The organism is Micromonospora sp. 4G55 (assembly GCF_016803375.1).
The window spans coordinates 1-25713 of the sequence record NZ_JAEVHN010000024.1; the positions used below are offsets into that span (position 1 = coordinate 1).

Consider the following 25713-nt stretch of genomic DNA (forward strand, 5'->3'; position numbering starts at 1 on the left):
GGCAGGCGCCGGCGGCGAGGCCGCGCCGGCGGACGGCGGTGTCGACGGCGTCCTCCGCCATCCGTCGGTAGGTGGTGAGCTTGCCGCCGACCACGCTGATGATCCCGTCCGGGTCGTCGATGACGGCGTGTCGTCGGGAGAGGTCGGCGGTCCGGGCATCAGCGTCGGCGAGCAGCGGGCGGAGTCCCGCGAAGGCGCCGAGCACGTCGGCGGGTCGCAGGGGCTGGTCGAGGACGCTGTTGAGCACGTCGAGCAGGAATGCGATGTCGGCGTCGGCGGGCTCCGGCACGTCCGGCACCGGTCCGTCCACCGCTTCGTCGGTCAGTCCGGCATAGACGAGACCGTCGGTCTGGGGCAGGGCGAAGACGTAGCGGGTGAACTGCCCGGGTACGGGGATGGTCAGGCCGGTCCAGAGCCCGCCCAGGCGGGCGGCGGACAGGACGATGTGGGTGCCGCGGGACGGGCGCAGGCGGACGTGCGGTGTCAGGCTGCTCGCCCACACACCGGCGGCGTTGATCACGGAGCGCGCGGTGACGTGCAGCCGGGCCCCGGTGAGGGTGTCTTCGATGGTGGCGCCGTCGCGGTGCAGTTCGGTGGCCCGACAGCGGGGCAGGATGCGGGCAGATCGCGCCGCGGCGGCGCGGGGCCAGGCCGACGACCAGTCGGGCGTCGTCGCAGAGTTGGCCGTCCCAGGACAGGTGCGCTCCGCGGAGGCCGGCCGGGCGCAGCGCCGGCGCCATCGCGCTCGCCTCGGCCGCGCCGAGCCTGCGGGTACCCGGCAGAGTCCGGCGGGATGTTCCGGCACAGGTGCGCAGCAGGTCCCCGGCGCGGAGGCCGGCTGCCGCGGCGCGGTCCTGCCAACCGGTGGTGTATCCGGTCGCGGCAAGCAGCATCGGCAGAGGGCGCGTCAGGTGCGGGGCGGTGCGGGTCAGCAGGACGTGGCGTTCAACGGCGCTCTCGTAGGCGATCCCGACCTGGCCGTGGGCGAGGTAGCGCAGGCCGCCGTGGACCAGCTTGGAGCTCCACCGGGAGGTGCCGTGAGCCAGGTCGTTGGCGTCGACGGCGACCACGGACAGGCCGCGGCTGGCGGCGTCGAGCGCCACCCCGGCGCCGGTGACGCCCAGGCCGACGACGAGGACGTCGACGACGTTGCCGGCGGCCAGCTCGGTCAGGTCCCGCTCCCGGCCTGCGCCGGTCAACGATGTGCGCACACATCCTCCTTGCGCTCAAGTGACATCCGATGTAACTCTGTCACACATGGATGTTCAAGGGGAAGCGTCGACCGCCGGCTGGGCCCGCTGGGGAACCGCGAAGGACGTAAAGCTGCCGGACTCCGCGGCCCGCCTGCTGGCGCAGGTGCTCGACCTGACGCCCCCGCCGTCGGTGGTGGCACTGGCGGCGGTCGCGGTGCCGGACTGCGAGCTGGACGGCGCGGTCCTCGACGCGCTGCGGCAGGTGGTCGGCGACGGGCACGTGATCACCACCCAGGAGGCCCGGGTACGCCACGCATCCGGAATGTCGACGCCGGACCTGCTGCGGGAGCGACGCGGTGACGTCCGCCGGGCCCCGCAGGCGGTGATCCGCCCGGCCGATCACCGCCAGGTGGTCTCCGTCCTCGACATCTGCTCCCGGCTCGGGGTGGCCGTGGTCCCCTTCGGTGGCGGCACCTCGGTGGTGGGTGGGCTGACCCCCGCCGCGACTCGGCACGTCGCCCTCGACCTGGGACGGCTGAACCAGCTTCTCGCCGTCGACCCGGTGTCCCGGACCGCCACCCTGCAGGCGGGGCTGCGCGCCCCGCAGGCAACGGAGCTGCTCGCCGAGCACGGGTTCACCCTCGGCCACGTCCCCCAGTCGTACGAGTACGCCACCATCGGCGGATTCGCCGCCACCCGCTCGTCCGGCCAGGCGTCGGCCGGCTACGGCCGCTTCGACGACATGGTGATGGGGTTGACCGTCGCCACGCCCCGGGGCACCGTCCGGGCGGGCCGGGCTCCCGCCTCGGCCGCCGGTCCCGACCTGCGACAGCTCTTCCTGGGCAGCGAGGGGACGCTCGGCGTCATCACCGACGTCACGGTGCGGGTACGTCCGCTGCCCGCGCGGTCACACTACGAGGGCTGGCGGTTCGAGTCGTTCGCCGACGGCCTGCACGCGGTACGGCGGCTGGCGCAGGACGGGCCGCGACCCACGCTGCTGCGGCTCTCCGACGAGATCGAGACCATGATCGGGGCGGCCGGCTCCGGACGCTCGGAGGGAGGCTGCCTGCTGGTCGCCGGGTACGAGGGCGAGGAGGTCCTGCCCACCGTCGAGGCCGCCGCCGACGTGCTGACCGCGCACGGCGGGGTGCCACTGGGTGAGGAGGCCGGGCAACAGTGGGCACGACACCGCTTCGACGCCCCGTACCTGCGGGACGCGCTGCTGGACGCCGGGGCGTTCGCGGAGACGCTGGAGACCGCGGCGTACTGGTCGGCGCTGCCGGAGGTGCACGGCCGGGTCCGTCAGGCGATCCTCGACGCGCTGCCCGACGGGGGGCTGGTGCTGGGCCACGTCTCCCACGTCTACGAGACCGGCGCCTCGCTGTACTTCACGGTGATCTGCTCGCCCGGATCGGACCCGATCGGCCGCTGGCGGACGGCGAAGGCGGCGGCCAGCGAGGCGATCGCCGCCACCGGCGCCACGATCAGCCACCACCACGGAGTCGGCGCGGACCACCGTGCCTGGTATGCCGCCGAGATCGGAGACGTGGCCGTCGACCTGCTCCGGGCGGTCAAGCAGCAGCTGGACCCGGCCGGCATCCTCAACCCCGGCATTCTGGTGCCGTGAGGTGCGCGCCTTCACCGTGATCCTCGGGCCGGCCGCGCGCCGAGGACTGTCCCGCGTGATGCCGGTGGCCCACCAGCTCCGCGCCGCCGGCGCGCGGATCCGGGTGGAGTACACGCAGACCGTTGAGCAGGCCCGCCACCTCGCCACCGCCGCGGTGCAGGACGACGAGGTGGTCGTCGCCGCCGGCGGTGACGGCACTATCCGGCTGCTCGCCGGCGTGGTCGCCGACCTCGGCGGCGTGCTCGGCGTCATCCCGGCCGGGCGCGGCAACGACTTCGCCCGCCAGTTGCGGTTGCCGCACTCCCCCGATGCCATCGCCGACCTGCTGCTGCACGGCCGGCTCCGGCACCTCGACGTGCTCCGCGTCGCCGGGCAGACAGTCGTCGGCAGCGTCTACACCGGCGTCGACGCGGCCGCCAACGAACTGGCCAACCGATCCCGCCTGCCCGCGTCGCTGGTGTATCCCACCACCGGGCTGCGGGCGCTGCTGCGTTGGCCGCGGACCCGGTACACGATCACCGTGGACGGCCGGACGGAGGAACTGCACGCCTACACGGTGGTGGTGGCCAACTGCGGGTACTACGGCCGCGGGCTGCACATCGCCCCGACGGCGCGGCCCGACGACGGAGCGCTGGACGTCGTCGTGGTCCGACACGCTCCGAAGCTGCTGTTCCCGGTCGTGTTGCGACAGATGCGCGCCGGCTGGCACCTCGGACGCCGGCAGGTCACGTCCTACCGCGGCAGCTCGGTCACGGTACGCGCCGACCGGCCGGTGGTCGCGTACGGGGACGGCGACCCGATCGGCCGGGGCGACCAGGTACACGTCACGCTCCGCCCGCGCGCGCTGCGGATCATCTGCGGCTAGGGCCCGGTCGAAGTCGGCCGCCCCCACCGTTCACGTTCTCCGGCGGCACCGGTCCGTACCGCGGACACCGCGACTTCGAGCAGCCCTAGTGCCTGAAGCAACGTCAAAACCTCGGGCCAGCGGCAAGCAGCCGCCGCCTCGGGCTGCACCTGACCTATGACCCGGAAACACAAACGGTGCAGGGCAGATGTGGATCTTGCCACGCATCGTGGGATTCGTGCCCGAGGGCTACTGTCCCGTCACGTCCAGTCGTGACGTACGGCGTAGCAAGCGAGTTGCATCCGACTCTGAGCTCCGGCCAGATCCATCAGGTGGCGTAGGCGGCGTTGCAGGGTTCGCAGGGAGAGGTCGAGCTGGGTGGCGACCGCCTGATCGGTGAGTCCGGCCAACAGCAGAGCCAGGATCCTCCGGTCCAGGCCCGTGGGAGTGTTGCCGCCTTCGCCGTGGGCATCCTCAGTGGTCAGATCGCCGAATGCGGAAATGCTGAGCGGATAGGCGTGGCGCCACACCAACTCGAACAGCGCGTCCATCGCCGTGAGCAGCCCGGCGCGGTGCAGCAGGACCGCGCCGGGCTCGTCCCCTGGCGAAGCGGTCAACGGCACCAGGCCCAGCTCGGAGTCGGCCAGCACGAGTTTGGTCGGCAGCGACTCGGCCACCCGCACTTCGACACCGTCGCGCAGCGACACGATGGTCTCGGCGACCACACCAGGTTCGGCGAGCGCCGCCCGGTCGACCACGACCCGGTAGCGCACGCCGTGGGCCACCATCTGCGACTCCACCGGATTGGCGCCGGGCGGTACGGCAACGGACGGTGTGGTGACGAAGAAGCGGACCTCGGTGCGGGCGGCGTGCTGTACCTGCGCGAACCGGTGCCGGATCGCCTCTACGCCGGTGACCACCTCGATCAGCTCGCTGATGGTGCGGCCCGCCATCGCCTTGCGATGTTCCTCGGCGAGCGTGACGAGCGCCAGCTCGGCGCCGTGCAGAGCCGCCTGCCGTTCGCTGATCAACGCGCCGAGCGCGACCGCGGGCGGCGCTGCCGCGAATCCGCCGTCGGGAGTGGGCTTCACCAGGCCGGACGCCATCAGATGTGCCAGCGCCGCCTCGACCGCGGGCGCGGGCAGGTGCAGGACATCGCCCAGCTCGGCCGAGGTGACCTGGGCACGACCTGTGAGCACGGTGTAAACCGACTCTTGTTCGGGGCTCAGGCCCAACGCACCCAGCATCGGCGGCCGCCTCCCCTCCACCCGTTGCGGCGGGGAGAGTATGCGCCACGGTGATGGATCTTGCCCAGCCCCAGGTGGCGGGGGGAAAGAGGGAACGGGCCCCGGGACGTCGCCCCGGGGCCCTTCGAACGGCCTCACCGCAGGCCGTACGCCCGGATGATTTCCTGCCTGATGCCGAAGCCGGCGTCAGTCGTGGCGCTGGCGCGCACCGAAACGAACCCGCCCGGCTGCTTCGCCAGCTTGAGCTCGCCGTTCCACCAGTCGCCGGCGTCCTTGCTCAGGGTCACCTGCTGCCAGGTGGCGCCGTCGTCGTACGACACCTCCAGGGTGACCGAGGTGACGTTGCCGGTGGCGGGGCCGCCGCCTGCCTGGGGCATGGGCTTGACGCGGATCTTCTCGGTTTCGCCCGCCTTCACGTCACCGTGCAGGTCGGTGCCGAGGCGGTACTCCATCTGCAGCAGCGCGAACGGTTCGAAGCGGTCCGAGGCGTTGGAGCTGGAGATGAAGTCCCACTCGGTGTGCGTGCGGGTCGACAGCCGCCACTGTTCGGCGGGGCGTGACGCGTCCAGCACCAGGTGGTAGGGCAGAGTGCCGGCCGGCACCGACTTCCACTGCAGGTCGGACGAGTGCTTGTTCTCGTACAGCAACTGGTCGCCCTGGTAGAGCTTCATGTTGGTCGGCACCGAACCCCACTCCAGGTAGCCGCCGTGCTCCAGCACATCAGCCGACGAGCTCCAGGCCTGCACGTTGATGGTCATGAAGTCACGCCAGCGGCTGTTCTGCACCGCGAAGGCCCGGTTGAACGCCGGCCGGATCGCCGGGGCGAACCAGTCCAGCCGGATGGTGCTGCCCTTGGCGTACGCGTGGCGGTTGGCCACGTCCGTCCAGGTGCCCTGCTGGTGCGACTCGACCCAGACCTGGACCGGGGTGACCCACTCGGTGCGGGTACCGGGGTGCCACTCCGGCTCGACGAAGCCCAGCGACGGGGTGAAGGTCAGGTCGTTCCGGAGTCCGAATCCCTGCCTCGCCTGCGTGAGGTTGTGGTAGCGCGCGTCGATCCGGGCGAGATCCTCCCGGGCCGGGTGGTAGCTGAGCGGCCGGTCCGGCACCTGGCCGGAGTAGTTGCGGGTCAGGTCGTAGACATAGCTCGCATACGGCACCTGGTTGGTGATCAGCTGCAGCGTGCCGCGCTTGACCAGACCGATCAGTTGCGCTCCGGCGTCGCGGTGCACGGTGGCGACGGGGATCGGCGACGGGCCGACCCACTCGTCGAGCACACCGACGCCGTCGTTGACCACCAGCAGCAGCTTCGCCCCGGCGGCCACGGCGGCGGCGGTACGATCCTTGGCGCTGACCGCGTCGCTGCGGGTCACCACCACGGCCTTGCCCTTCACGTCGAGCGTGGCGTACTCGGCGGCCGCACCGGTGCCCGCGTAGACCGCGAGCAGGGTGTCGCTGCCGGCGGTGAGCGTGCTGTCCCGCTGGACCGTGACGTCCACGGGCGGCAGGCCAGGGACGTCCACGCTCAACGTCGGCTCGCCCTTGCGCCACCGGGTGACCATCGTGAACGACCCCTGGGTGACCTGGTCGGTCGGCGTGACGTAGACGTCGTCGTACTTCGCCGGCACCAGGTAGCCGGCACGGAAGCTGTCGCCGTCGGCGTACTTGACGGTGAAGTCGAGCTTGCGCTGGCGGTCCTGGCTGCGCTGCGGCGTGGTGGTGTCCAGCAGGCGCGCCTTGCTCGCGTCCAGCACCACCTCGGCTCCGGAGCCGTTGAGCACGGTCTCCGGGTCCACCAGCAGGGCAAGGCCGCGCGAGTCGGCCCGCTCGCCCGGGATGTCGAACTGGGTCGAGACCGTGTAGGTGCCCGGTGGCATCCGCAGCGTCATCTCACCGTTGATGGTGTACACCCAAGGGTAGAACTCGCCGGCCTTTTTGATCAGGACCGGCGACCTGGTGGGCTTGCCGTCCCGGCCGATGAGCTTGATCTTCAGGTCGTAGCGTTCGTCCTCCTTGAGCAGGCCGAGTGAGGTACGCGTGACTGCGGCGCCCGTGGCGGCGTCGGTGCCGACGAGGTAGCCGGTGAACTGGCCGGTGCCGGGCTTGGTCGGGTCGCCGGTGACCGGGACGGCCACGCTGCCGCCGGCGGGCACCGTCACCGAGGAGGCGCCCAGCGAGAACGGACCCGAACCGGTGGTGGCGAGGTTCAGGGTCACGCCGGTGCTGCCGGAGTTGCTGAACGTCACCTGCTTGGTCACGGGCGCGTCGGTGGGCTCGTGCGGCCAGTCGAAGTTGCCGAAGAAGACCGAGCCGGTCGCCCGGACGCTCGTGCTCACGGCGGCGGCGACGTCGACCCGCCCGGTGCCCATCTCGTACGGCGTGTACCCGCCGGCCAGGCCCTTCGCGCTGCTCATCAGCGCTTCCTTGAGCTGCGCGCCGGACCAGTCGGGGTGGCGCTGGGCCAGGATCGCCGCGGCGCCCGACACGTGCGGGGTGGCCATCGAGGTGCCGCTGATCGTCCGGTACAGGCCAGTGCCGGTGGTCATCTGCTGCGAGCGGGCGGCGGTGATGTTGACCCCGGGGGCGGTGATGTCCGGCTTGAGGGCGCCGCTGCGCACCAGCGGACCGGTGCTGGAGAAGTTCGCCAGGCGGTCCTGCTTGTCGACCGCGCCGACCGTCAGCGCGCTGGCTGCCGAGCTGGGCGTGCCGATGCTCTGCGGCCCACCGTTGCCGGAAGCGATGACGAACAGCGTGCCGTACTGAGCGGACAGCGTGTCGACCGCGACCGCCATCGGGTCGGTCCCGTCGGAGAGCGTCGGGTCGCTCAGGCTCATGCTGACCACATCCGCCCCGGACCCGGCCGCCCACTCCATGCCGGCGAGCACCCAGGAGTCCAAGCCGAAACCCTGGTTGCTGAGGACCTTGCCGACGATGAGATCCGCGCCGGGCGCGACACCCTTGTACGAGCCACCAGAGGCCGCGCCGGTGCCCACGATCGTCGAGGCGACGTGGGTGCCGTGGCCGTTGACGTCGGAGGTGTCCTCGCCCGGCACGAAGCTGAGCTTCTCGTCGATCTGGCTGACGAGGTCGGGGTGGCTGGCGTCCACCCCGGTGTCCAGCACCGCGACCTTCACCCCGCGACCGTCGTACCCGGCAGCCCACGCCTCGGGAGCGCCGATCTGCGGCACGCTCTCCTTCAGGCTGGCAGTGACCCGGCCGTCCAGCCAGAGCTTCGCCATCCCACCCCCGAGCGCCGGGTTGGACCCGGAGGCGCCCGGCGCGATGGTGGTCCAGAAGGAGCGGCTCTGCTTCTTGTCCACCGCCAGCGCCGCGGCACCGACCCGCCGCAGGTCGCGAACCAGCTTCGCGCCCCGCGGCGCGACCAGTTCGGCAGTACGCGTCTTGGCCGGCGCGTAGGTGCTGATCACTGGCACGTTCGCGGTCGTCGCGTCGTCGTAGCCCATCTCGATGAGATCGGTGACATTGAACAGCCGGCGGTCCAGTTTGTTGCTGGTCAGCAGGGGCAGCGCCTCGTCGGGCAGGACGAACAGGTCACCGCCGGTCTCCTGGATGTGGACGCCGCCGGTCGCGCTGTCGGGCCGGTCGACATCGACCGTTTCCGCGCCGTCGGCGGAACTGGTCACCGTGACGACGTCGCCGGTGATCAGGGTGATGGTGTACGTGGACCTCGTCGCGGCCGTGGGGGCCGTACCTGGGCTTGCCGCGGTCACGGGCGCCTGGATCGCGGCGATCCCGCCAGCGATCAGTCCGGCCGCCGCAGCAGCGGCGATCAACCGGCGCCGCGCCCGGCCAGGCTCAGCGGGCTGTAAAGGGGATGACATGCGAAACGTTCTACCGCCGCCGTTACCGGCAGGTGAATAGCTGGCGCTGGCGAAGTCGCGCCAGGGCATCACTCCGCCACGGGCAGGTGCCGGTGCGGAATTGCTGGCGGCTCCTGGGGCCTGGCCGTCATCCGGGCCGACAGCCTCGACGAGATACCCGCCATCTCGCGCAACTCGCCCGCCTGTTGCAGTAGCCACAAGCGCTGCTACGACCGGTGGCGGTCTTCGCCCCGGAACACCGTCACCGGTTCGCTGGCCTGTCGTCCGTACCCCTGCTCCACGTCGACCTGCTCGTGAAGCCGGAGATCCGTCCCGCCTGCGGAGGGAGAGTGCTGCTGCGGTAGGGCGGCATGAAGCGCAGGCCGGGCATCTGGTCCGCGAGTAGGCCGCCGTCGACCAGCAGGTGCGTGCCGGTGATGCACCGGCCGGCGTCGGAGGCCAGGAGCAGCAGCGCCCGGCACGCCGTCGGATGGCGCACCGTAGCCGCCGCGCAGCCGGATCCGGTCCGCCCAGGCCGCCTCGAACGCCTGCCGGTCAAGGGGAACTCCCCATCGATAGGGTGGCGATCATGCCGGGGACGATGGTGTTGACGGGGATCCCGGCCGTCCGTCGCGACTGCTGCAACGGGGGTCGGTGGTCACCGTCGGTGGGATCGCCAAGCCTCGCGACCACGCGCTGGGCTGCTCCGCCTCGGCCACGCGGAACTGCCGGTGCGGGCGAACGGTGACGGTGCCGACGGGCTCGTGCAGACCTGGGCCAGCCGGCGCGACGACGGCTCGCTGGCAGTGCCGGCGCGGGCATCCACGCCGGACCGGTCGAAGCGGGGCGGGGATCAGGCGCTGGCCCGCCGGGTCGCTGTCACCATCGACGGTGTGGCCGAGCAGCCGGTGCGGGTCACCGGCTCAACCGCAAGCACGAGGCCATCACCACCCTCGGCGGGTTACGCCCACAGAATGTGACCACGGGTATGCCGCAACCTGGTGCCCGCGGGACCGGGCCGACAGCCTGAACGTGGTCCGCATGTCGCCATAGTTGCGTCAAAGACGGTGCGCGTTGGACCTGTCCGCATTCGGCGAGGGGCTTCACCGGAAACGCGAGAGACGGCCGGGGCGGTACTCACGTCTCGCCCCGGCCGCGGCCCTCCGGTTCGGTTCACCGCTTCAGCGGTTCACGTCAGCGCAGTTGGTACGCCTTGGGAATCGTCTGCTTGACGGTGTTCCCCGCATTGTCGGTCGCGGTGATCCGCAGTCCGACTCCTCCGGGGGCCTCGTCACGCTTCGGGTGCTTGATCTGCACGGTGAACATGTTCTGCCCGCCGGCCTGGGTGATTGCCGGCTGCCAGGTCTTGCCACCGTCGAAGCTGGCCTCGACCCGCAACTCGGTCACCGTCGGTGGCGTGCTGAGCCGCTCCTGGTAGTAGCCGGTGACGGTGATGAGGTGGAGCCCGTCGGCGTTGGCGGTGTTGTCCAGGTTCAGGCCCAGGTCGTACCGCAGGAAGATCAACGGCTCCGGACGGCACGGACCTGGCTCCTTGACGAGGATGTCCGCGATGCACGGCTGCGACGTCGGCGCGTCAGGCGTGGTTGGCCGATCGGAGGTGTACTCCCACACGGTCTTGACCCCGTTGGTCTCCGTCTGGAACGAGTAGCGGGCTGATTGTGCAGGCAGGTCGTACGTGGCGACGTCGGCACTAGCCGTGCAACCCGCCAGCGCGAGCAGCCCTGCGGCTGCCAGCGCCGCCAGGTTCGTCGTCCGGCGCCACCTCGATGGCGCGGTCGCGTTCATCGGACCAGTCTCCTTACTCGCTTCGGTCATCACCGCTGGCCCCCCGACACCAGGTCCGGCACGTTGCCGGGCTCGCCGAGCTGCAAGACGAACTTGATCGGGACGAGCCGTTGCGGGATTTCGTGGCCGCCGTCGTCGAAGAGGCCGACGTGGCAGGCGGGGGGCCTACAGGTCTCCATCCCATAAAGCCATGGGACGACTCCCGCGTCGTTCAGGATGCCGATCATGGCCTGGCGACCGCCCCCGCTACCGGTCAGGTACAGGGTGGGCCAGAAGTGGTCGGCCTCCCGGCAGCCGGCGCACGGCAGACCGGTCTTGACGGTGAAGCCCGACTTGGTGCGGACCTGGGGAACTGCGCCGGGAAGGGACGGGCCTGCGTTCCAGTCGATCGTGTTCTTTCTGTCGAGCGCCAGGTCCTGAGCTTCGACTGGGCCCGATCCACTCGCCACGGAGGGCGCGAGGTAATCCCTGACGGACAGCTCGAAGTGGTCGACCGCGTTGTCGTCCCGCGGCCCGACCAACGTGGTGAGCTGCCGTTGGCTGGCCGGCTTGGGCAGGTTCACGTCCACTGCGGCCGGGCCGGCGTCGGTGGTCCGGCTCCAGCTGAAGTAGGGAAGATGGCCGGGCCGGTCAGCGTGGATACGGTGATCGACGCGGTCGAGCTCCGCTGGCAGGACCTGGTACGGCAGGTTGGCGGGGACCCGACCGTTGGTGTTGAACGCCAGCGCGTAGGCCTTCGACACTTCGCTGGTGCCGCCGAGTTCGACCTGGACGCCCGGCTTTGCCCCACCCCCGATCCGCCGGATCAGCGTGGCGGCCTCGGCCGGGGGTACGGTCACGATCGGCAGCGCCGCGTACGGGTCGACCGGCGGGCAGCTGTCCGGACCGTTATCGCATCTGTAGGTCCGGGGCTCGTACGTCAGCAGGGCGATCCGACCGGTTTCGCCAGCCACCAGCACCCCGAACGCACCCGCGGCGGCAGCCGCCGCCACTCGCTCGCGAAGTACGGCGAAGTTGCAGGTCGTCGCGCAGATGTCGGTTGGCCTCAACAGAACGAGCGCGCCCGTCGCGTCGACCTTGGCGAGCTCTCCGGCCGTTCCGGTGCCCGCGTAGACCACCGGCTTCTGCCCGTTGCTGGGCAGTCGGGGGATCGTCAACCGCACGAGGCGGGTCACGATCTTCCCGTCCTCCTTCCATTGCTGGACCCCACCGTGGATAGAGGCGTCCGGCGTCGGGTAGCGGGCGTCCAGGTCGAAGGAGTCACCGTTCCCGGTGACCTTCATCGTCACGGACGGCGGTGTCAGAACATGCTGACTGTTGAAGGCGAGCGTGCCGAGGCTCACCGCACCGGTCGGCAGTACCCACCAGTTCGGCTCACCGGGACCGTAGTCGGTGGCCAGCTGTGCGGTGATCCCCCAAGCGCCGTTCGCAGAGGCTCGCTGGATCTTGAAGGCTGCGCGGTATGTCTCCGTCGGTTCCGGGGCGTTCACCTTGACCGGCTTGGCCTTCCGCAGATCCAGCTCCACCGTGGTCGGCCCGGTGATCGCCACCTGTGGTGCCATCGGTGCGGCCCGGTGCAGGTCACCGGCAGCGTCCCGCCACGTCACCGCGACGGCCGCCGCGACGGTGCCGGCGAAGATCCGCGCCTTGATCGTCTCGCCACCCGGTGCCACCACCGGGTCCTCGTACAGGTTCAGCTTGTCCTCGTCCATCGGGACGATCAGCGCGTTGCCGTACGAGATTGCGGTGGCGCCGGCCGGAGGAATGACCTTGATGGTCAGGTCGTAGCGGATCGGCTCCAGGAACGCGGAGATCCGCGACGTTCCCAGCGTCGTCCCCGCGCTGTCCTTGGCGGTCAGGACGCCGGTGTATCCGCCGTACTGCCCGGCGCTGTCCAGCGCCCTGCCGTCCATGGTCACCGTCACGTCGGCCGAGCCCTTGGCGGGCACGGTCACCTGATTGGCGCTGAGCGTGAACAGCCCCGCCGGCGCCGGCTTGCCCGAGGAGGAGGCCGAGGCGGAGAGCGTGAGCGTGATCGGCTGGTCGGTCCAGTTGCTGTAGGTGACCGTCCTGGACAGCGGTGAGTGCGGGTATTCGAATCGGCCGAAGTTCAGGTTTCCGTCCGGGATGATCTTCGGGTCGATCGCGCGGGCCAGGTCCACCCGGCCGGCGCCCTGCGCGTACAGGTCATGTCCGAGGTCCTTGGCGGTGGCCATCAGCAGCGCCTTGATCTGCCGCCCGGTGAATTCCGGGTGCTGCTGGGCGATGATCGCCGCGGCACCGGCCATGTGAGGCGTGGCCATGGAGGTGCCACTGGCGGACGTGTAGTAGTCGTCCACCGGCTTACCCATCGCGGTGCCCTTCGCGCGGGCCGCGACGATGGCGACGCCCGGAGCAGCGATGTCCGGCTTGGCCGCACCGTCCCCGACCCGAGGTCCGCGGCTGGAGAAGACAGCCATCTGGTCGCTCTTGTCCACGGCCGCGACGGTCAGCGCCTCGTCGGCGGCTCCCGGCGACCCGACCGTCCGGGGGGCCGGGCCGTTGTTGCCCGCAGCGATGACGAACAGGGTGCCGTAGGTGCCGCTGAGCTTGTTGACCGTCTTGCTCAACGGGTCCGTACCGTCGGTGGGCTGGCCGCCGAGGCTCATGTTCACCACATCGGCACCGGACTTGGCGGCCCACTCCATGCCAGCGATGACGGCGTCGCCGGCGCACCTGCCATCGCCACCGCAGACCCGGCCGATGAGCAGCTTCGCACCAGGCGCCACACCGCGACGCAACCCGTTGGAGGCCTTACCAGTGCCGGCGATCGTGGACGCCACATGGGTACCGTGTCCGTGTTCGTCCACCGGACCGTTCGGGCTGTTGGTGAAGTCAACCGCCTCGGCGATCTGACCGGCGAGATCGGGGTGGTTGCCATCGATGCCACTGTCCAGCACCGCAACCTCGACGTTGGAACCGTCGTAGCCGCGACTCCAGGCGGCGGGCGCGCCGATCTGCGGTACGGACTGGTCGAGCTGGATCTTCTCCAACTCGTTGAGCCACAGCTTCTCGACCCCTGCCAGCGGGCCGGTGGCCCGGGCGGCGGAGGCGGACTTGCCGGCGTTCTTCTCCCGCACCTCCCGCCACCACCGGCCGTCGCCCTTGATCCTCATCGAGCGGGCGTTGATGCTCGTCAGGACCGCCTTGGCGGTGGTGCCGGCGGCGATCGCCGCCGTCCGAGCGTTGGTCTTTTCGGTGTACGCGGCGATCACCGGGACCTCACCGGTCGTACCCTCGGCCGCCCAGTCAGCCAGCTTGGCGAGGTTGAAGAGCTCCCAGTCCAGCAGGTCGGCACGGAGCAGCGGCAACACGTCGTCCGGCACGACGTAGACCTGGCCGTTCCTGGTGATGGTCTGGAAGAGCACCGACTCGTGCCCGGGCCGCGTCGCCGGCTCGATCCCGCGAACGACCGGCTGCCCGCCCGCGGTGACACCGACCTGCACCGTGTCGCCGGTCACCAGCGTCAGCGACAGATTCGCCTGAGTTCCGGCGGCAGCCCGGAGAAGGTTGTCGCGGACCGACGCGGGCAGGTTCAGGTCGAGGGCGATAGGGGAAGACGGAGCCGGGGTTGAGCCGGCAGCATTCGCCGAGGTGGTCGACATGACCATACCGAGGACGGTGATGCCCGCGACCGCGGTGGCCAACCGTCGCCCGAAACGCCTCATCGCCAGACCTCCTGAGATGCCGTTCTTTCGGCTTCGCCGTGAATACGACGTGGGGGATTCATGAGCGCCTCCAACTCGTCGCGACAAAATAGGTCCTTGCCGCGTTCAGACAGATACTCGGGCTCAACAAGGACCGGGGCAACTGGTTGACAGTGGCGGATGTCTTCCATGACGCAAACCCGCCACCACAGTCGGCCAGACAACGGGCGGGGGAACGCCACGCCGCCTTGATGATGCTGGTCAGGCATGATCGAATACCACTTCGTGAGGTACGGCGATCAAACCCGCGAGCATTCGTGGACAGCAAAGAATTGCCGATACCACTGCCACGGGTGCCGTTATGGGAATTGCCGCCGTATTCCGTCGAGTCGCGCTTGTCAGAGCCCGTCGGCGTGTCCGACCCAGATCAGCTGTCCCCTCAATCAGACAGTCCTCGCTGTCGGAATGACCACGTCTCAGGGATGCATCGACAGGGGGCTGACGGCTACCAACTCGGGTACCGCCAGCAGTTCCCCGGCAAGCGGGGGCTCGGTTCATGCAGGGCGCGTCGGCCCCGCTGGTGGACCACGCCTATGTGGTGCCCACCAAGCCGGTGACGACCGGCATGTTCGAGTTCACCTTCCAGCAGCGCAGGTACTCGCCGGTGATCCGGGCGTCCTACGGCGGGTGCCCCGGAGCTTCCCGGGGCACCCGACGCACTCATGTCACCGTCAACGGCCCGTCACGGCAGCTGCTTCGGGAGCCGGATGAGGGCGTTGCCCGAGGCGGCGCCGACGTAGCCATACAACACGACCTGGTGCGAGTCGTTGATGCCCATGGGCAGGAGCGCGTACATCACATCCTGCCCGACCATGTCGTTGAGGTTGTAGATCCGTCCCTGCGGGTCCCACACGACCGGCCGCTCGTCGTCGGGCAGCACCTCGGCGGTACCCACGATCCACCCGTCGGAGGTCACCTTGGTGGCGGTGGCGTCGAAGCCGAAGTCGGGCAGCCGTCGCATGCCGCCGGTCCTGGTCCAGACGAACGCGTCGTCCCCGCTCTCGCCCACCACGACCCCGTCGGCGTTGATGGCCATCGCGGTGCCTCCCCGCATGCCAGGCAGACTGCCGAGGTCCTCGACAGTTCCGTCGGGATGCCACAGCGCAACGTGCGAGACCCCGTCAACCATGGAGTGGCCCACGACGTACCCGTCGTCGTTGATCGCGAGCGGCTCCGTGTCGCTGGGGTTGGGTCCCAGGTGCGGAAGCCGGCGGAACCCGTCCGTCGCGGTCCACACGAAGGGGTCGTTGTACAGCTGCTGGCGGCCGTCGGCCTCGCGCTGGATGACCGTCGCGTTGCCCACGACGGTTCCGTGGTCGTTGAGCGCGAATGAACGGGCGCTGGTGTACGGACGCCAGTCCGGGACGCCCAGAAACTCCGGGGTGCCGTCCGGGTGCCACGTGACTGCCTTGACCTTGCTGGCAGTGGTGACGATCAAGCCCGCGGTGGCTCCCGCCTCGTTGATGTCGAAAGCGGTGCCGCTGAGGCCGTCGATACCCATGCCCAGCGGCTCGACGCCGCCAGCCTGGGTCCAGCGCACAGGCCTGGTTCGCGCGTTGATCTGCTTGTCTCCCGCGAGCTGCCCCGCGTTGTTCAGGTCGAACCCGACCATGGGGGCGAACGAGGCAAGGACCTCGGCCTGCGGGGTCCGCACCTCGTCGACCAGCACCTCTGCCTCGCCGATGACCGCGCCCTCGGCGTTGACCACCGAGACCAGTCCGGCGAGCCCGCTGGAATTGAGCGGCTCGGCGAAGGCGGTCACCTCCACGTCGACACCCAACCGGTCGCCCGACTCCTGCCTCGTCGGCGACGCATCGCCGATGGCCACCTTGCCGATGCTCGGGGAAAGGATCCGCTCGTGGTAGTCGAACGCGGTGGAACCCGACGGCACGTTGACGGCGGCCACCATGATGACGTAGGTCCCCGGTCGCGGGTTGCGCACGGTGATCCGCTCCCGGCCCGGGCCGACCCGGTTGGCGCTCCACCGCTCCCCCGTCGACGCGGAGATGAGGTAGGCGTCGAGGTCGGCGTCGTCCTGCCGCGGGGTGAGCGTCAGGTCCAGTCCCGTGGCGTCACGCGGCACCTGGATCAGGGCGGCGGTCGTCGCACCGTCGGCGACCGTACTCCACAGGTCGCGCACCCGGCCCAGCTGACTCTCCGCGGCCCTCGCCTCGACCGGGCCCCAGGTGTTCGTGGCCGTGAAGGACGCGTTCGCCGGCCGGTAGACCGAAAGCGACGGGATCCTGACCTTCGACGGGGACAGCTCGGCACCCTGCAGGGCGACCCGGGCCCGATAGTCGTTGTCCAGCAGCGGCGACGTACGACGCGCCTCCACCTGGAACTCCCAGACACCCGGCATCGGGGTCGGGTAGGCACGATGGTTCGGGTCGCACACCGCCGGGTCGGAGTAGTTGGAGTAACAGCGGTTGCTGGTGGAGTCGACGGGCATTCCGGTCGGGTCGATCGCCAAGGCGCGCACGTGGCCGTCACCCACCCCGTCCAGCGACAGCTGAAGGTTGCCGACGCCCTCAGGCACCGCGACGAAGAACGACTCCGTGCCGCCGCGCTGCACGGACCCCTGCCTGGTCACCGCCCAGTCGGGTGCCGCCGGAGCCTGGGTGGCGATCACCGTGACCGGAACCAGCTGGTCCGTGCCGGGCGTCCGAGGGTCGTCGATCCGCAGGATCGCCGAGTGCAGGCCGGGGCTGGCCGGGGTGGCGACGATCCGCACGGGGGTCGCCTGCCGCTGGGCGAGGCGCACCATCGGTGGGGCCTCGAACGTCCCGTCGTTCCCTACCCAGGACAGCTGGTGGGTCGTCGGCGAGCCGGCCCCGCCCAGCCGGGTCACCGTCGCGTCGTACGTCGTGCTGACGCCGACCCGCTGGCCACCCGCCTCCGGCAGGCAGCGGTTGTAGACGCCCTTGCCGGTGCCGGGTGTCGCGAGGTATGCCGACAGGGCGGTGCAGACCGGGGCCTGGACGTCGTAGCCTGCGGTGGTGATGCCCCGGGCCAGGAGGTCCCAGGCGGCGGAGACGTCGATCAGACCGGCCCCCTGCGCCGCCGTGGGCAGGTCCTCGATCAGCCGGGCGGTGTCCGTCAGCGCGGTACGCAGGCTCGATGCCGGCGCGGCGACGCCGGTCGCCTTCGCGCCGGAAAGCAGCAGCGCGCTGGCACCGGTGACCTGTGGAGCCGCCATCGAGGTGCCGTTGTACATGGCGTACCCAGGGGGAAGGTGGTAGCCCGCTTCAGGCACGGCCTGCCCGGCAAGCCACGCCGGGATCGCCGAGACCGCCGAGCCGGGCGCCGCCACCGTCGGCTTGAGGCCGCCGTCCTCACCCGGACCTCGCGAGGAAAAGCCGAAGATGCTCTGACCAGCCCGCACCTCCGCGCCGTAGTTCGACCACCAGGTTCGCTTGCTGACCGAGGCGGCGACGCTGATCACGCCGTCCGCCGTCGAAGGCGACGAGACCGTGTTGACGCCGGGTCCGTCGTTACCCGCGGAGACGACGATCTGCACGCCGTACCGGCGGATCAGCTCACCGTAGAGCCGGGCGATCGCGTCCGAGTCGTCGTTGAGCGCCCGAAGACCGCCAATGGAGACGTTGACCACGTCGACGTGCTGGTTCACGACCAGGTCGATCATGCCCTCGGTGAGCGCGACCGCCGTGCAGTCGCCGTTCCAGGTGCAGGCGCGGGCGGACACGAGCTGGGCACCCGGGGCTGCGCCGCGCATGCGCCCGCCGAACAGCTCGTTGCCGGCGGTGATCCCGGCGACGTGCGTGCCGTGCGAACCGGCGACGACGCCGATGTTGACGTAGTCGGCGACCTTCCCGACGTAACTGCCTCCGAGCGCGGACAGGTCGACGTCCTCGCGGTAGTCGACCACGAACGGCATCCGCTCCGAAACCGCAGTAGCCGGGTCGTCGACCCCGAAGTGGCCGATCTGGTGGTCGACCCCGTACGGCCGCAACGCCGGCTCGTCCGTGAAGTCGGCATCGAGGTCGGAGTCCACCCAGATGCGGTGGTCTGCGGGGTCGTACAGAACCCCGAAGCGGTCGGTGGTGCCGCCGTCCCGGTTGAGGTCGCCGGCCGCCTCGCTTCTGGACGACGACGCCTCGTAGAACACGGCGAACATGAACTGGCCGGCGGGGGTGGTCCACGTGCGACCGTTCGAGTTGAACGACGGCCCCGTGACCTTGCGGGTCATCTGGAGCCAGGTGGCGTCGTTGTCGATCAACGGATCGGTGGCGGCGAACCAGCCTTCGACCTTGCGCCGACCGTCGGTCGTCTTTTGCAGGGCCGGATGGTCGAGGTCGACACCGCTGTCCAGGACCCCGACGGTGACGCCCCGGCCGTCCCAACCGGGGTGCGCGTCGACGAAGTCGACAGCGCCGGTCTCGCCGACCGGCAGGTACGGGTTGTTCGCGGGGGTGTCGCTGTCGGGCGCCGCAATCCTGTCCACCGGGGTCCCCGCCGCCTCTGCCGGCTGAGGGTCCGGGACCCGGAACGTGTCGTTGAGGTCGATCGCCAACACGTCGTCGTGCTCGGCGATGCCCACCACCGCCCCGGTGGGGACGGTCGCCCGGACATAGCCGAGATCATCCACGATCCGGCCAACGAACCCGCCGGCCCGCCTGATCGCCGCGGCGACCGACCTGGTCGAGCCGCGCCGGGCGGACATCAGCAACGTGACGGTCCGCTGCTCGGAAGCCTGTGCACGCTGCAACAGTCGCTGGTCGTGGTCGCCCAGCTTCGCATGCAGCGCGCGGCTGCCCCTGTTGCGCTGGCCGAAGGAGGTATCGGGACGCTCGGGCTCAAGTGGCTTTCCGGTCTGCTGCGGACGGTGCCCGGACAGGGCTGCCGGATCGCGGGTGCCGTCCGCGAGCGCGGGCGGGGCCCCGAGCGCGACGCTGACCACAGCACCGAACAGAAGGGGGACGGCCTTCCAGCCGAAGGACGACAGCATGCGACTCCTCATACAGCGGTATGAATAAGGTCGACTCATGCTGGCGGTCACCGAGAATGGCGCTCAACCTGCAGGGATGGCGGGTCATTGCCTTGACGCAGATCCGCCACACTCGGATCCGCCACCGGATCCCGTCGATCAACTGCCGTCTGCTCCATGATGACGGTCGACCCGGCCGCTTCGGCGCCGGCAGCAACGGCTGCAGCACAGCACCGCCCACTGCACCTCGGTCAGGTCGAACCGCCTCGTCACCGCTAGGGTGTCCACGAGCTCTCCGGTTTCAGGTTCTGCTTGGTCGCTGAACCATCTACCGGAGACCTCGCCCATTTTCGATTGCCGACACGCGAAGATCCTCAAGCCAGCTCAAGCCCTGGCACCGACTTCGACACAGGCCCTAGTCCGGCCGCAGGTAGCCGTCGACCAGTCGGGCCAACTCCCGGTCGAACTCGGCGACCGGGACGTCATCGGCGACTGTGCGCAGGGACAGCACGAAGGACTGCGTGGTCAGGTAGACCATGCGGGCCAGCACCTCGGCATCGTCGGCGCGGACCGAGCCGTCCTCGTGGCCATCGACCAGCGCCGCCACGAGAAACCGCAACATCTCGTCCTGGCCGTTGCCGCGCCGGTCGAGCAGGTACGGCAGCAGCACCTCCGGATCGACGTCGCGGATCTTGCACAGCAACGGGTGACTCCGTAGCACCCGGGCCGCCGCCACCACCCGCGAGACCAGGCGGGACCGGGCCGAGCCCGCGCGCCCGTCGTCCGCGGCCTCCATCAGCACCTGATGCCACTCCCGGCTCATCAGGTCCCCGATCAGCGACTGCACGTCCGGCCAGCGCCGGTAGACCGTCATCCGCGAGACCCCGGCACGCCGCGCCACGTCCGTCAGCGTCGTGCGACGCACCCCGTAGGCGAGGACACAGTCCCGGGCGGCGTCCAGGACCGCGTCGTCGACGCTGCGCTCGCCCGGCTGGCTCACCTCCACCACGCGGAATGTCTACCACGCTCCCTGTTCCAGTCGCCCCGGGCGTGGACGACCATGCGATCGTGGCGACCGCGGGAGTGCCGATCCGGGCGCGGCCGGTGACGCCACTCCCCCGGCGCCGGAGCGCGACCGGCCCGCCGGCCATCGGAGGGGGCCCCGGCCATGACGAACTTGCCCGGGCAGCGGCCTGCCCGACCGTCCCCACGGCGGCGGACGCGTTGGGCCGGCTGTGCCGCCGTGTCGGAGCGGCACAGCCGGCGTCGCTTCCGGACTCGCGACCGGGTGGCCGCCGTCAGCCGATGCGGTACTGGTCGCCGTAGACGGCGAAGACCAGCGGCGTGTTCAGGTTGAAGTTGCCGTTGTCGAGGAAGACCCGCTGGGCGGTGTCGACGCGGGAGGTGTCCGAGTGGGCCGCCTCCTTCTTCATCTCGACGACCCGCTCGTCGAGGAAGGCGTGCAGCCAGGTCCGCTCGTCGCCGCCCTGGGCCGGCGGCTTCGCCCGGCTGAGGGCACGGCTGCGGATCGCCCGCATGCCCTCATAGCCGTGCATCACCGCCGCGTCGTAGTAGGCGAACTGCCCGAGCGCGCGTACCCCGTCGGCCTTGCCGTCGCGTACCGACGGGTTGAAGTACACCCGGTCGCGCTCGGCCTCCTGCGCGGCCCGGAACACCGGGTCCGCGGCGGCGGTCCGCCAGTCGCGGGGGAAGTACGGGTCGAGGCCGGCGTGCGAGTCGGTGCCGTTGACGGCGCGCAGGGCCGGCAGGTACCCCGCCAGCACGTTGCCCGGCTTGGTCCTCGTAAAGGCCTCCACCAGTTCGAGCATGTCGCCCGTGCCGGAGCAGAAACCGATGATGCCGGCGGTGTAGCCCCGCCCGTCGCCGATGTCCTCGATGTAGGAGAACTGCGCGCGCCAGTCGAGCGAGGAGTTCTCCGCCGCCGAGACGAGCTGCATGGCAATGTCCTTCTTCGCCGGGTCGTCGAGAGGGACGCCGGCCGGGGCGGACGGGCTGGGCGTGGCATCGCCGCCGGGCAGGACCCACCGCTGGTTGGCGTTGCCGGAGCAGGTCCAGATCTGCAACCGGGTGCCGTTGGTCGTGCTCCAGCCCGTGGCGTCGAGGCACTTGCCCGAGCCGGTGTTGACCAGCGCGCCGTTGCTGGCGGTCCACTTCTGGGCGCCGGTGCCGTTGCAGTCGTACAGCTGCACCTTGGCGCCGTCGGCGGTCGACGCGGCGGTGACATCCAGGCACTTGCCGAGCGCGCGGATCGAGCCGTCGGCGTTGCCGACCGTCCACGCCTGGGCCGCGGTGCCGTTGCAGTCCCAGAGCTGGATCGGCGTGCCGTTGGCCGGGTTGGCGCCGGCTACGTCGACGCACTTCCCGCCGAGGCCGGTGATCGGCCCGGCCGACGCGGCGCTGGCCGACGACAGGCCGTAGCCCACCGACGCGGTGGATATCAGCAGAGCCGCTGAGAGGTGGGCGATTGTCCGCTTGCGAAGCATGGCTCTCCTCGGATGGGGTGGGGTGCTACCGCCCTCCGGTTGGTGGCCTGCGCCGCGTCGGACGGTATCGGTCAACGCCGTGACGCATTAGATAACCTTATTAACAGATATCAGTACGTCTATGCTCTGTCAATCGGGCGGTGCCGGTCGCGACACCTGCGGCCACGGCGACCCGCCTCCAGGTGGGTGTAGTTTCGGCTCCGTGCGAACTGTCTGTGTGGTCGGGGCGGGCGCGGTCGGTGGGGTGATCGGCGCGCGCCTGGCCCTGGCCGGGCTCCCCGTGTCGGCCCTGGCCAGGAACGAAACGCTGACCTCGCTGCGTACCCACGGCTGGTTGTTGAGCTCGCGCGACGGCGGGCCGCAGGCGCCCCGGTGGCCGCGGCCGCCGACGACGCCGCGGCACTGGGCCCGCAGGACGTCGTGATCCTCGCGGTGAAGGCGCACCACCTACCCGCGCTCGCGCCCGCACTGGCGCCGCTGCTCACCCCGGAGACCGTGCTGGTCCCGGCGCTGAACGGGGTCCCGTGGTGGTTCTTCCACGACTTCGGCGGCCCACTGGCCGGCACCGTCCTGGACGCGGTCGATCCCGGCGGCGTCGTCTCGAAGGCGCTGCCACCCGAGCAGGTGATCGGCTGCGTGGTCCACCTCGCCGCCCGCACCCTCCGGCCCGGGCACGCCGTGCACACCGCAGGTGACGAGCTGATCATCGGCGAGCCGTCGGGCGTGGCGTCCCCGCGGGCGGCGGCGGTGGCCACCCTGCTGCGCCGCGGCGGTTTCACGGTGCCGGTTTCGGAGTCGATCCAGCGGGACGTCTGGTACAAGCTCTGGGGCAACATGACCATGAACCCGATCTCCGCGCTGACCGGCGCCACCGCCGACCGCATCCTCGACGACGCGCTGGTCAACACGTTCGTACAGCGGGTCATGACGGAGGCGGCCGAGATCGGTGTGCGGATCGGCTGCCCGATCTCGCAGAGCATCGCGGAGCGCACGGAGGTCACCAGACGGCTCGGAGCCTTCAAGACCTCCATGCTCCAGGACGCCGAGGCTGGTCGCACCATCGAGCTGGACGCCCTGGTCACCGCCGTCGGTGAGATCGGCGCGCTGACCGGCACATCCACCCCGCACCTGGACGCGTTACTGGGTCTCACCCGCCTCGCGGCCCGCGAGCGCGGCCTCTACTGACCGAGGCCCACGGCACGGCGCTCGCGTTCGCGGTTCAGCAGGTGCCGGATCGCGCGGCAGCCACACCTGGCACCCGTCCCACCGCAGCTCAGGTACGTCTGCGTCGAGCGCGGCGCCCACCCTCGGCCCCGTCATGCCCTGCGCCGCGTAAACGGGCCGCCAGTGTCGGCAGGCGTGCTCCTCGTTGCGTTAGGCACGGGGCCTCCTGGCGATGCCCCTTATATGGCAATCCTCAGGTTTCGCGGCATTGCTGCCACTAGCATCGCTTTAGTCGGTTTCGCGCTGACCGAGGATGCCCCCCAGTCGGACAGAACGGGGACTACTGAGCGTCAGCGCATCGCCAATCATCGATTTTGATACGGGGACCGCAAGTGCACGTGCAGACTTCGGGGAATCGGCGAGCCGGCGGGCGTCGTCGGGCGGACGGATCCGGTACGGAACACTCCGGTCGGCGCTACCGTCTCGGCGAGGGCGTCCGGCGATCGGGAAGACCGCCGGAGATCTGGGCCGGGCAGCCTGCACGGACCGCGGCATGAGCGCTCCGGCTCGGCCAGCATTCGAGACGCTCGAAACCGAGATCCGGAATCTCTCGGGCGGCAACGTGCTCCGCGCCGGGCCCGGTGGGCCGATCCTCGCGCCCTTCCGGCACCGGCGTGGCACCCGGGCAGCCACCTTCGTACCGGCCCTGCGCCGCGCGACCGGGTGGCCGTCGCCGGGCTGACCGTCGGCTGGGCCACCTGCTTCGTGGCCTTCTGGCTGTGGTGGTGGCAACCCGCGCACCGCGTCGGCTGGGCGGGACTGGCCCTGAACAGTCTGCTGCTGCTGTATCTGACCGCGCTGCCCGCCTACTACCTCCTCGCCGTCTCACGATTGCGGCACGTCAATCCCGCGCTCGGGGTGCCGCGGCTGCGGGTGGCCTTTGTGGTGACCCGCGCACCGTCAGAACCGTGGTCGCTCGCCCACCGCACCCTTACCGCGATGCTGGCCCAGCGGTTTCCCTACCCGTACGACGTCTGGCTCTGCGACGAGGACCCGTCCGAGCAGGTCCTGCGCTGGTGCGCCACGAACGGGGTCGGGGTGTCCAGTCGACGTGGCGTCGCCGCCTACCACCGGGCCACCTGGCCTCGCCGTACCCGGTGCAAGGAAGGCAACCTCGCCTACTTCTACGACCACTGGGGTTACCGGGACTACGACGTGGTCGCCCAGCTCGACTGCGACCACGTGCCCCAACCGACCTATCTGGCCGCGATCACGCGACCCTTCGCCGATCCCGCCATCGGCTACGTCGCCGCACCGAGCGTCTGCGACGCCAACAGCGCGAACTCGTGGGCGGCGCGGGGACGGCTGCACCGCGAGGCGACCTATCACGGCCCGGTGCAGCTGGGCCACAACCGCGGCCTGGCTCCCCTGTGCATCGGCTCGCACTACGCCGTTCGGACGGAGGCACTGCGCGACATCGGCGGTCTCGGCCCCGAACTGGCCGAGGACTTCTCCACGACGTTCCTGCTCACCTCCGCCGGCTGGCAGGGTGCCTTCGCCATCGACGCCGAGGCGCACGGCGACGGCCCGCTCACCGTCGCCGACATGCTGACCCAGGAGTTCCAGTGGTCGCGCAGCCTCACCATGCTGCGCTACGACCTCGCGCCGGATCACCTGCGGCGGATGGGCGCCGCGTTGCGGCTGCGCTTCGCGTTTCAGCTGTCCTACTACCCGCTACTGGCGATCGCGACCGTCGTCGGCCTCGCCCTGCCTCCGTTCGCCGCAGTCACCGGGCTGCCGTGGGTCAACGTCAACTATCTGGAATTCCTGGCCCGCCTGGCTGCGGTGTCGCTGTGGCTGCCCCTACTGACCATGCTGCTCCGCCGGCGCGGGCTGTTACGCCCCCGATCCGTGCCCGTCGTGAGCTGGGAAGGCGTCCTGTTCGCCCTGACCCGCTGGCCGTACGTCGTCTGGGGCGTCCTCGCCGCGACGCGGCTGAACGCGCGGCCCAAGCAGGTCTCGTTCAAGGTCACCCCCAAGGCGCGCACCGGCCTGGAGCCACTCCCCACCCGACTCGTCCTGCCCTATGCGGCGATCACCGCGGTGCTGTCCGCGGCCGCCCTGCTCGGCGAGCGGTCGGCACACACTCCGGGGTACGTCTTCCTCTGCATTCTCGGCGCACTCTGCTACGCGGCGGCGGGCCTCGCCGTACCCGCCCTCCATGTGGTGGAGGCAGCCCGGGCCGCCGGGCTGCGCGTACGTTCAGCCGTCTCCACCGCCGCCGGTCCCCTGCTCGTCGGCGTGCTGGCGCTCCTCCCGCTCGCCGCCGCCATCGCCGACTACTCCGGCCCCGCCGTGTTGCTCCACACCCGTTGACGCCCCGCTGCGCGGACGCACAGGAAGGAAGTTCTCATGTCTGGTCCGAAGACTGTCCTGGTGACCGGCGGTGCCGGCTTCATCGGAAGCCACACCTGCGTCGAGTTGCTCGAGCATGGCTACGAGGTGTGCGTCGTCGACAACTACTCCAACAGCTCACCGGCGGCACCGACCCGGGTCGAGAAGGTGGCGGGCCGCCCCCTGCTGAGCGTCTACGAGGCCGACGTACGTGATCATCAGGCGCTCTCGGCGATCTTTGCGGAGAACCCCATCGATGCGGTCATCCACTTCGCCGGGCGGAAGGCCGTCGGCGAATCGGTGTGGATCCCCGTCGACTACTACGACACGAACGTCGGTGGCACGACGAGCCTGCTGCGGAGCATGCGGGAAAACGGCGTGCACCGCCTGGTCTTCTCCTCGTCGTGTTCCATCTACGGGGA

13 protein-coding genes and 3 pseudogenes are annotated in these 25713 nt (G+C 70.5%); 6 read left to right on the forward strand and 10 right to left on the reverse strand.

What is annotated here, in order from left to right:
• Positions 1-1211 (reverse strand): annotated as a pseudogene (locus JNW89_RS04160) (glycerol-3-phosphate dehydrogenase/oxidase); the annotation flags it as partial.
• Between the two features lie 46 nt (positions 1212-1257).
• Here JNW89_RS04160 and JNW89_RS04165 point away from each other — a divergent pair.
• Positions 1258-2820 carry an FAD-binding oxidoreductase gene (locus tag JNW89_RS04165; protein ID WP_238447780.1) on the forward strand — a complete coding sequence of 521 codons (1563 nt, stop codon included), beginning with the start codon at positions 1258-1260 and terminating at the stop codon, positions 2818-2820.
• A gap of 1 nt (position 2821) precedes the next feature.
• On the forward strand, positions 2822-3685 hold the full coding sequence (locus JNW89_RS04170) for a diacylglycerol kinase family protein (protein WP_238447781.1): 864 nt from the start codon (positions 2822-2824) through the stop codon (positions 3683-3685).
• A 239-nt stretch (positions 3686-3924) separates the two neighbouring features.
• On the opposite strand, the gene JNW89_RS04175 is transcribed toward JNW89_RS04170, so the two are convergent.
• From JNW89_RS04175 to JNW89_RS04210, 9 genes and pseudogenes are all read right to left on the reverse strand, one after another.
• A complete protein-coding gene (locus tag JNW89_RS04175; protein WP_238447782.1) occupies positions 3925-4911 on the reverse strand; it encodes a LuxR C-terminal-related transcriptional regulator in 987 nt (328 codons plus the stop codon).
• 134 nt (positions 4912-5045) lie between these two features.
• The gene (locus tag JNW89_RS04180) at positions 5046-8753 is read right to left on the reverse strand and encodes a S8 family serine peptidase (RefSeq protein WP_238447783.1); all 3708 of its coding nucleotides are present in this window, start codon (positions 8751-8753) and stop codon (positions 5046-5048) included.
• Positions 8754-8994: 241 nt separating this feature from the next.
• Positions 8995-9231: a hypothetical protein gene (locus JNW89_RS04185; protein WP_238447784.1), complete on the reverse strand. Its 237-nt coding sequence runs from the start codon at positions 9229-9231 to the stop codon at positions 8995-8997.
• Between the two features lie 695 nt (positions 9232-9926).
• Complete coding sequence (locus tag JNW89_RS04190; RefSeq protein ID WP_238447785.1) at positions 9927-10538, reverse strand: hypothetical protein; 612 nt, start codon at positions 10536-10538, stop codon at positions 9927-9929.
• 29 nt (positions 10539-10567) lie between these two features.
• Complete coding sequence (locus JNW89_RS04195) at positions 10568-14245, reverse strand: S8 family serine peptidase (RefSeq protein ID WP_238447786.1); 3678 nt, start codon at positions 14243-14245, stop codon at positions 10568-10570.
• Between the two features lie 721 nt (positions 14246-14966).
• Positions 14967-19250 carry a S8 family serine peptidase gene (locus JNW89_RS04200; protein WP_238447787.1) on the reverse strand — a complete coding sequence of 1428 codons (4284 nt, stop codon included), beginning with the start codon at positions 19248-19250 and terminating at the stop codon, positions 14967-14969.
• Between the two features lie 103 nt (positions 19251-19353).
• Positions 19354-19517, reverse strand: a pseudogene (locus JNW89_RS38540) (IS5/IS1182 family transposase); the annotation flags it as partial.
• A 127-nt stretch (positions 19518-19644) separates the two neighbouring features.
• A complete protein-coding gene (locus JNW89_RS04205) occupies positions 19645-20238 on the reverse strand; it encodes a TetR/AcrR family transcriptional regulator (RefSeq protein WP_238447788.1) in 594 nt (197 codons plus the stop codon).
• A gap of 289 nt (positions 20239-20527) precedes the next feature.
• Positions 20528-21673 carry a chitosanase gene (locus JNW89_RS04210; protein WP_375155044.1) on the reverse strand — a complete coding sequence of 382 codons (1146 nt, stop codon included), beginning with the start codon at positions 21671-21673 and terminating at the stop codon, positions 20528-20530.
• 181 nt (positions 21674-21854) lie between these two features.
• Between JNW89_RS04210 and JNW89_RS38545 the strand changes: the two genes are divergently transcribed.
• The 4 genes and pseudogenes from JNW89_RS38545 to JNW89_RS04225 all read left to right on the forward strand — a co-directional run.
• Positions 21855-22157 (forward strand): 2-dehydropantoate 2-reductase N-terminal domain-containing protein, encoded by a 303-nt coding sequence (locus tag JNW89_RS38545; RefSeq protein WP_375155045.1) that lies wholly within the window; start codon positions 21855-21857, stop codon positions 22155-22157.
• Positions 22046-22918 (forward strand): annotated as a pseudogene (locus tag JNW89_RS04215) (2-dehydropantoate 2-reductase); the annotation flags it as partial. The gene JNW89_RS38545 and the pseudogene JNW89_RS04215, both read left to right, overlap by 112 nt.
• Positions 22919-23620: 702 nt before the next feature.
• Positions 23621-25273 (forward strand): glycosyltransferase family 2 protein, encoded by a 1653-nt coding sequence (locus JNW89_RS04220; RefSeq protein WP_238447790.1) that lies wholly within the window; start codon positions 23621-23623, stop codon positions 25271-25273.
• A 36-nt stretch (positions 25274-25309) separates the two neighbouring features.
• Positions 25310-25713: SDR family NAD(P)-dependent oxidoreductase (locus JNW89_RS04225; protein WP_238447791.1), on the forward strand; the 404-nt coding region annotated here is incomplete at its 3' end.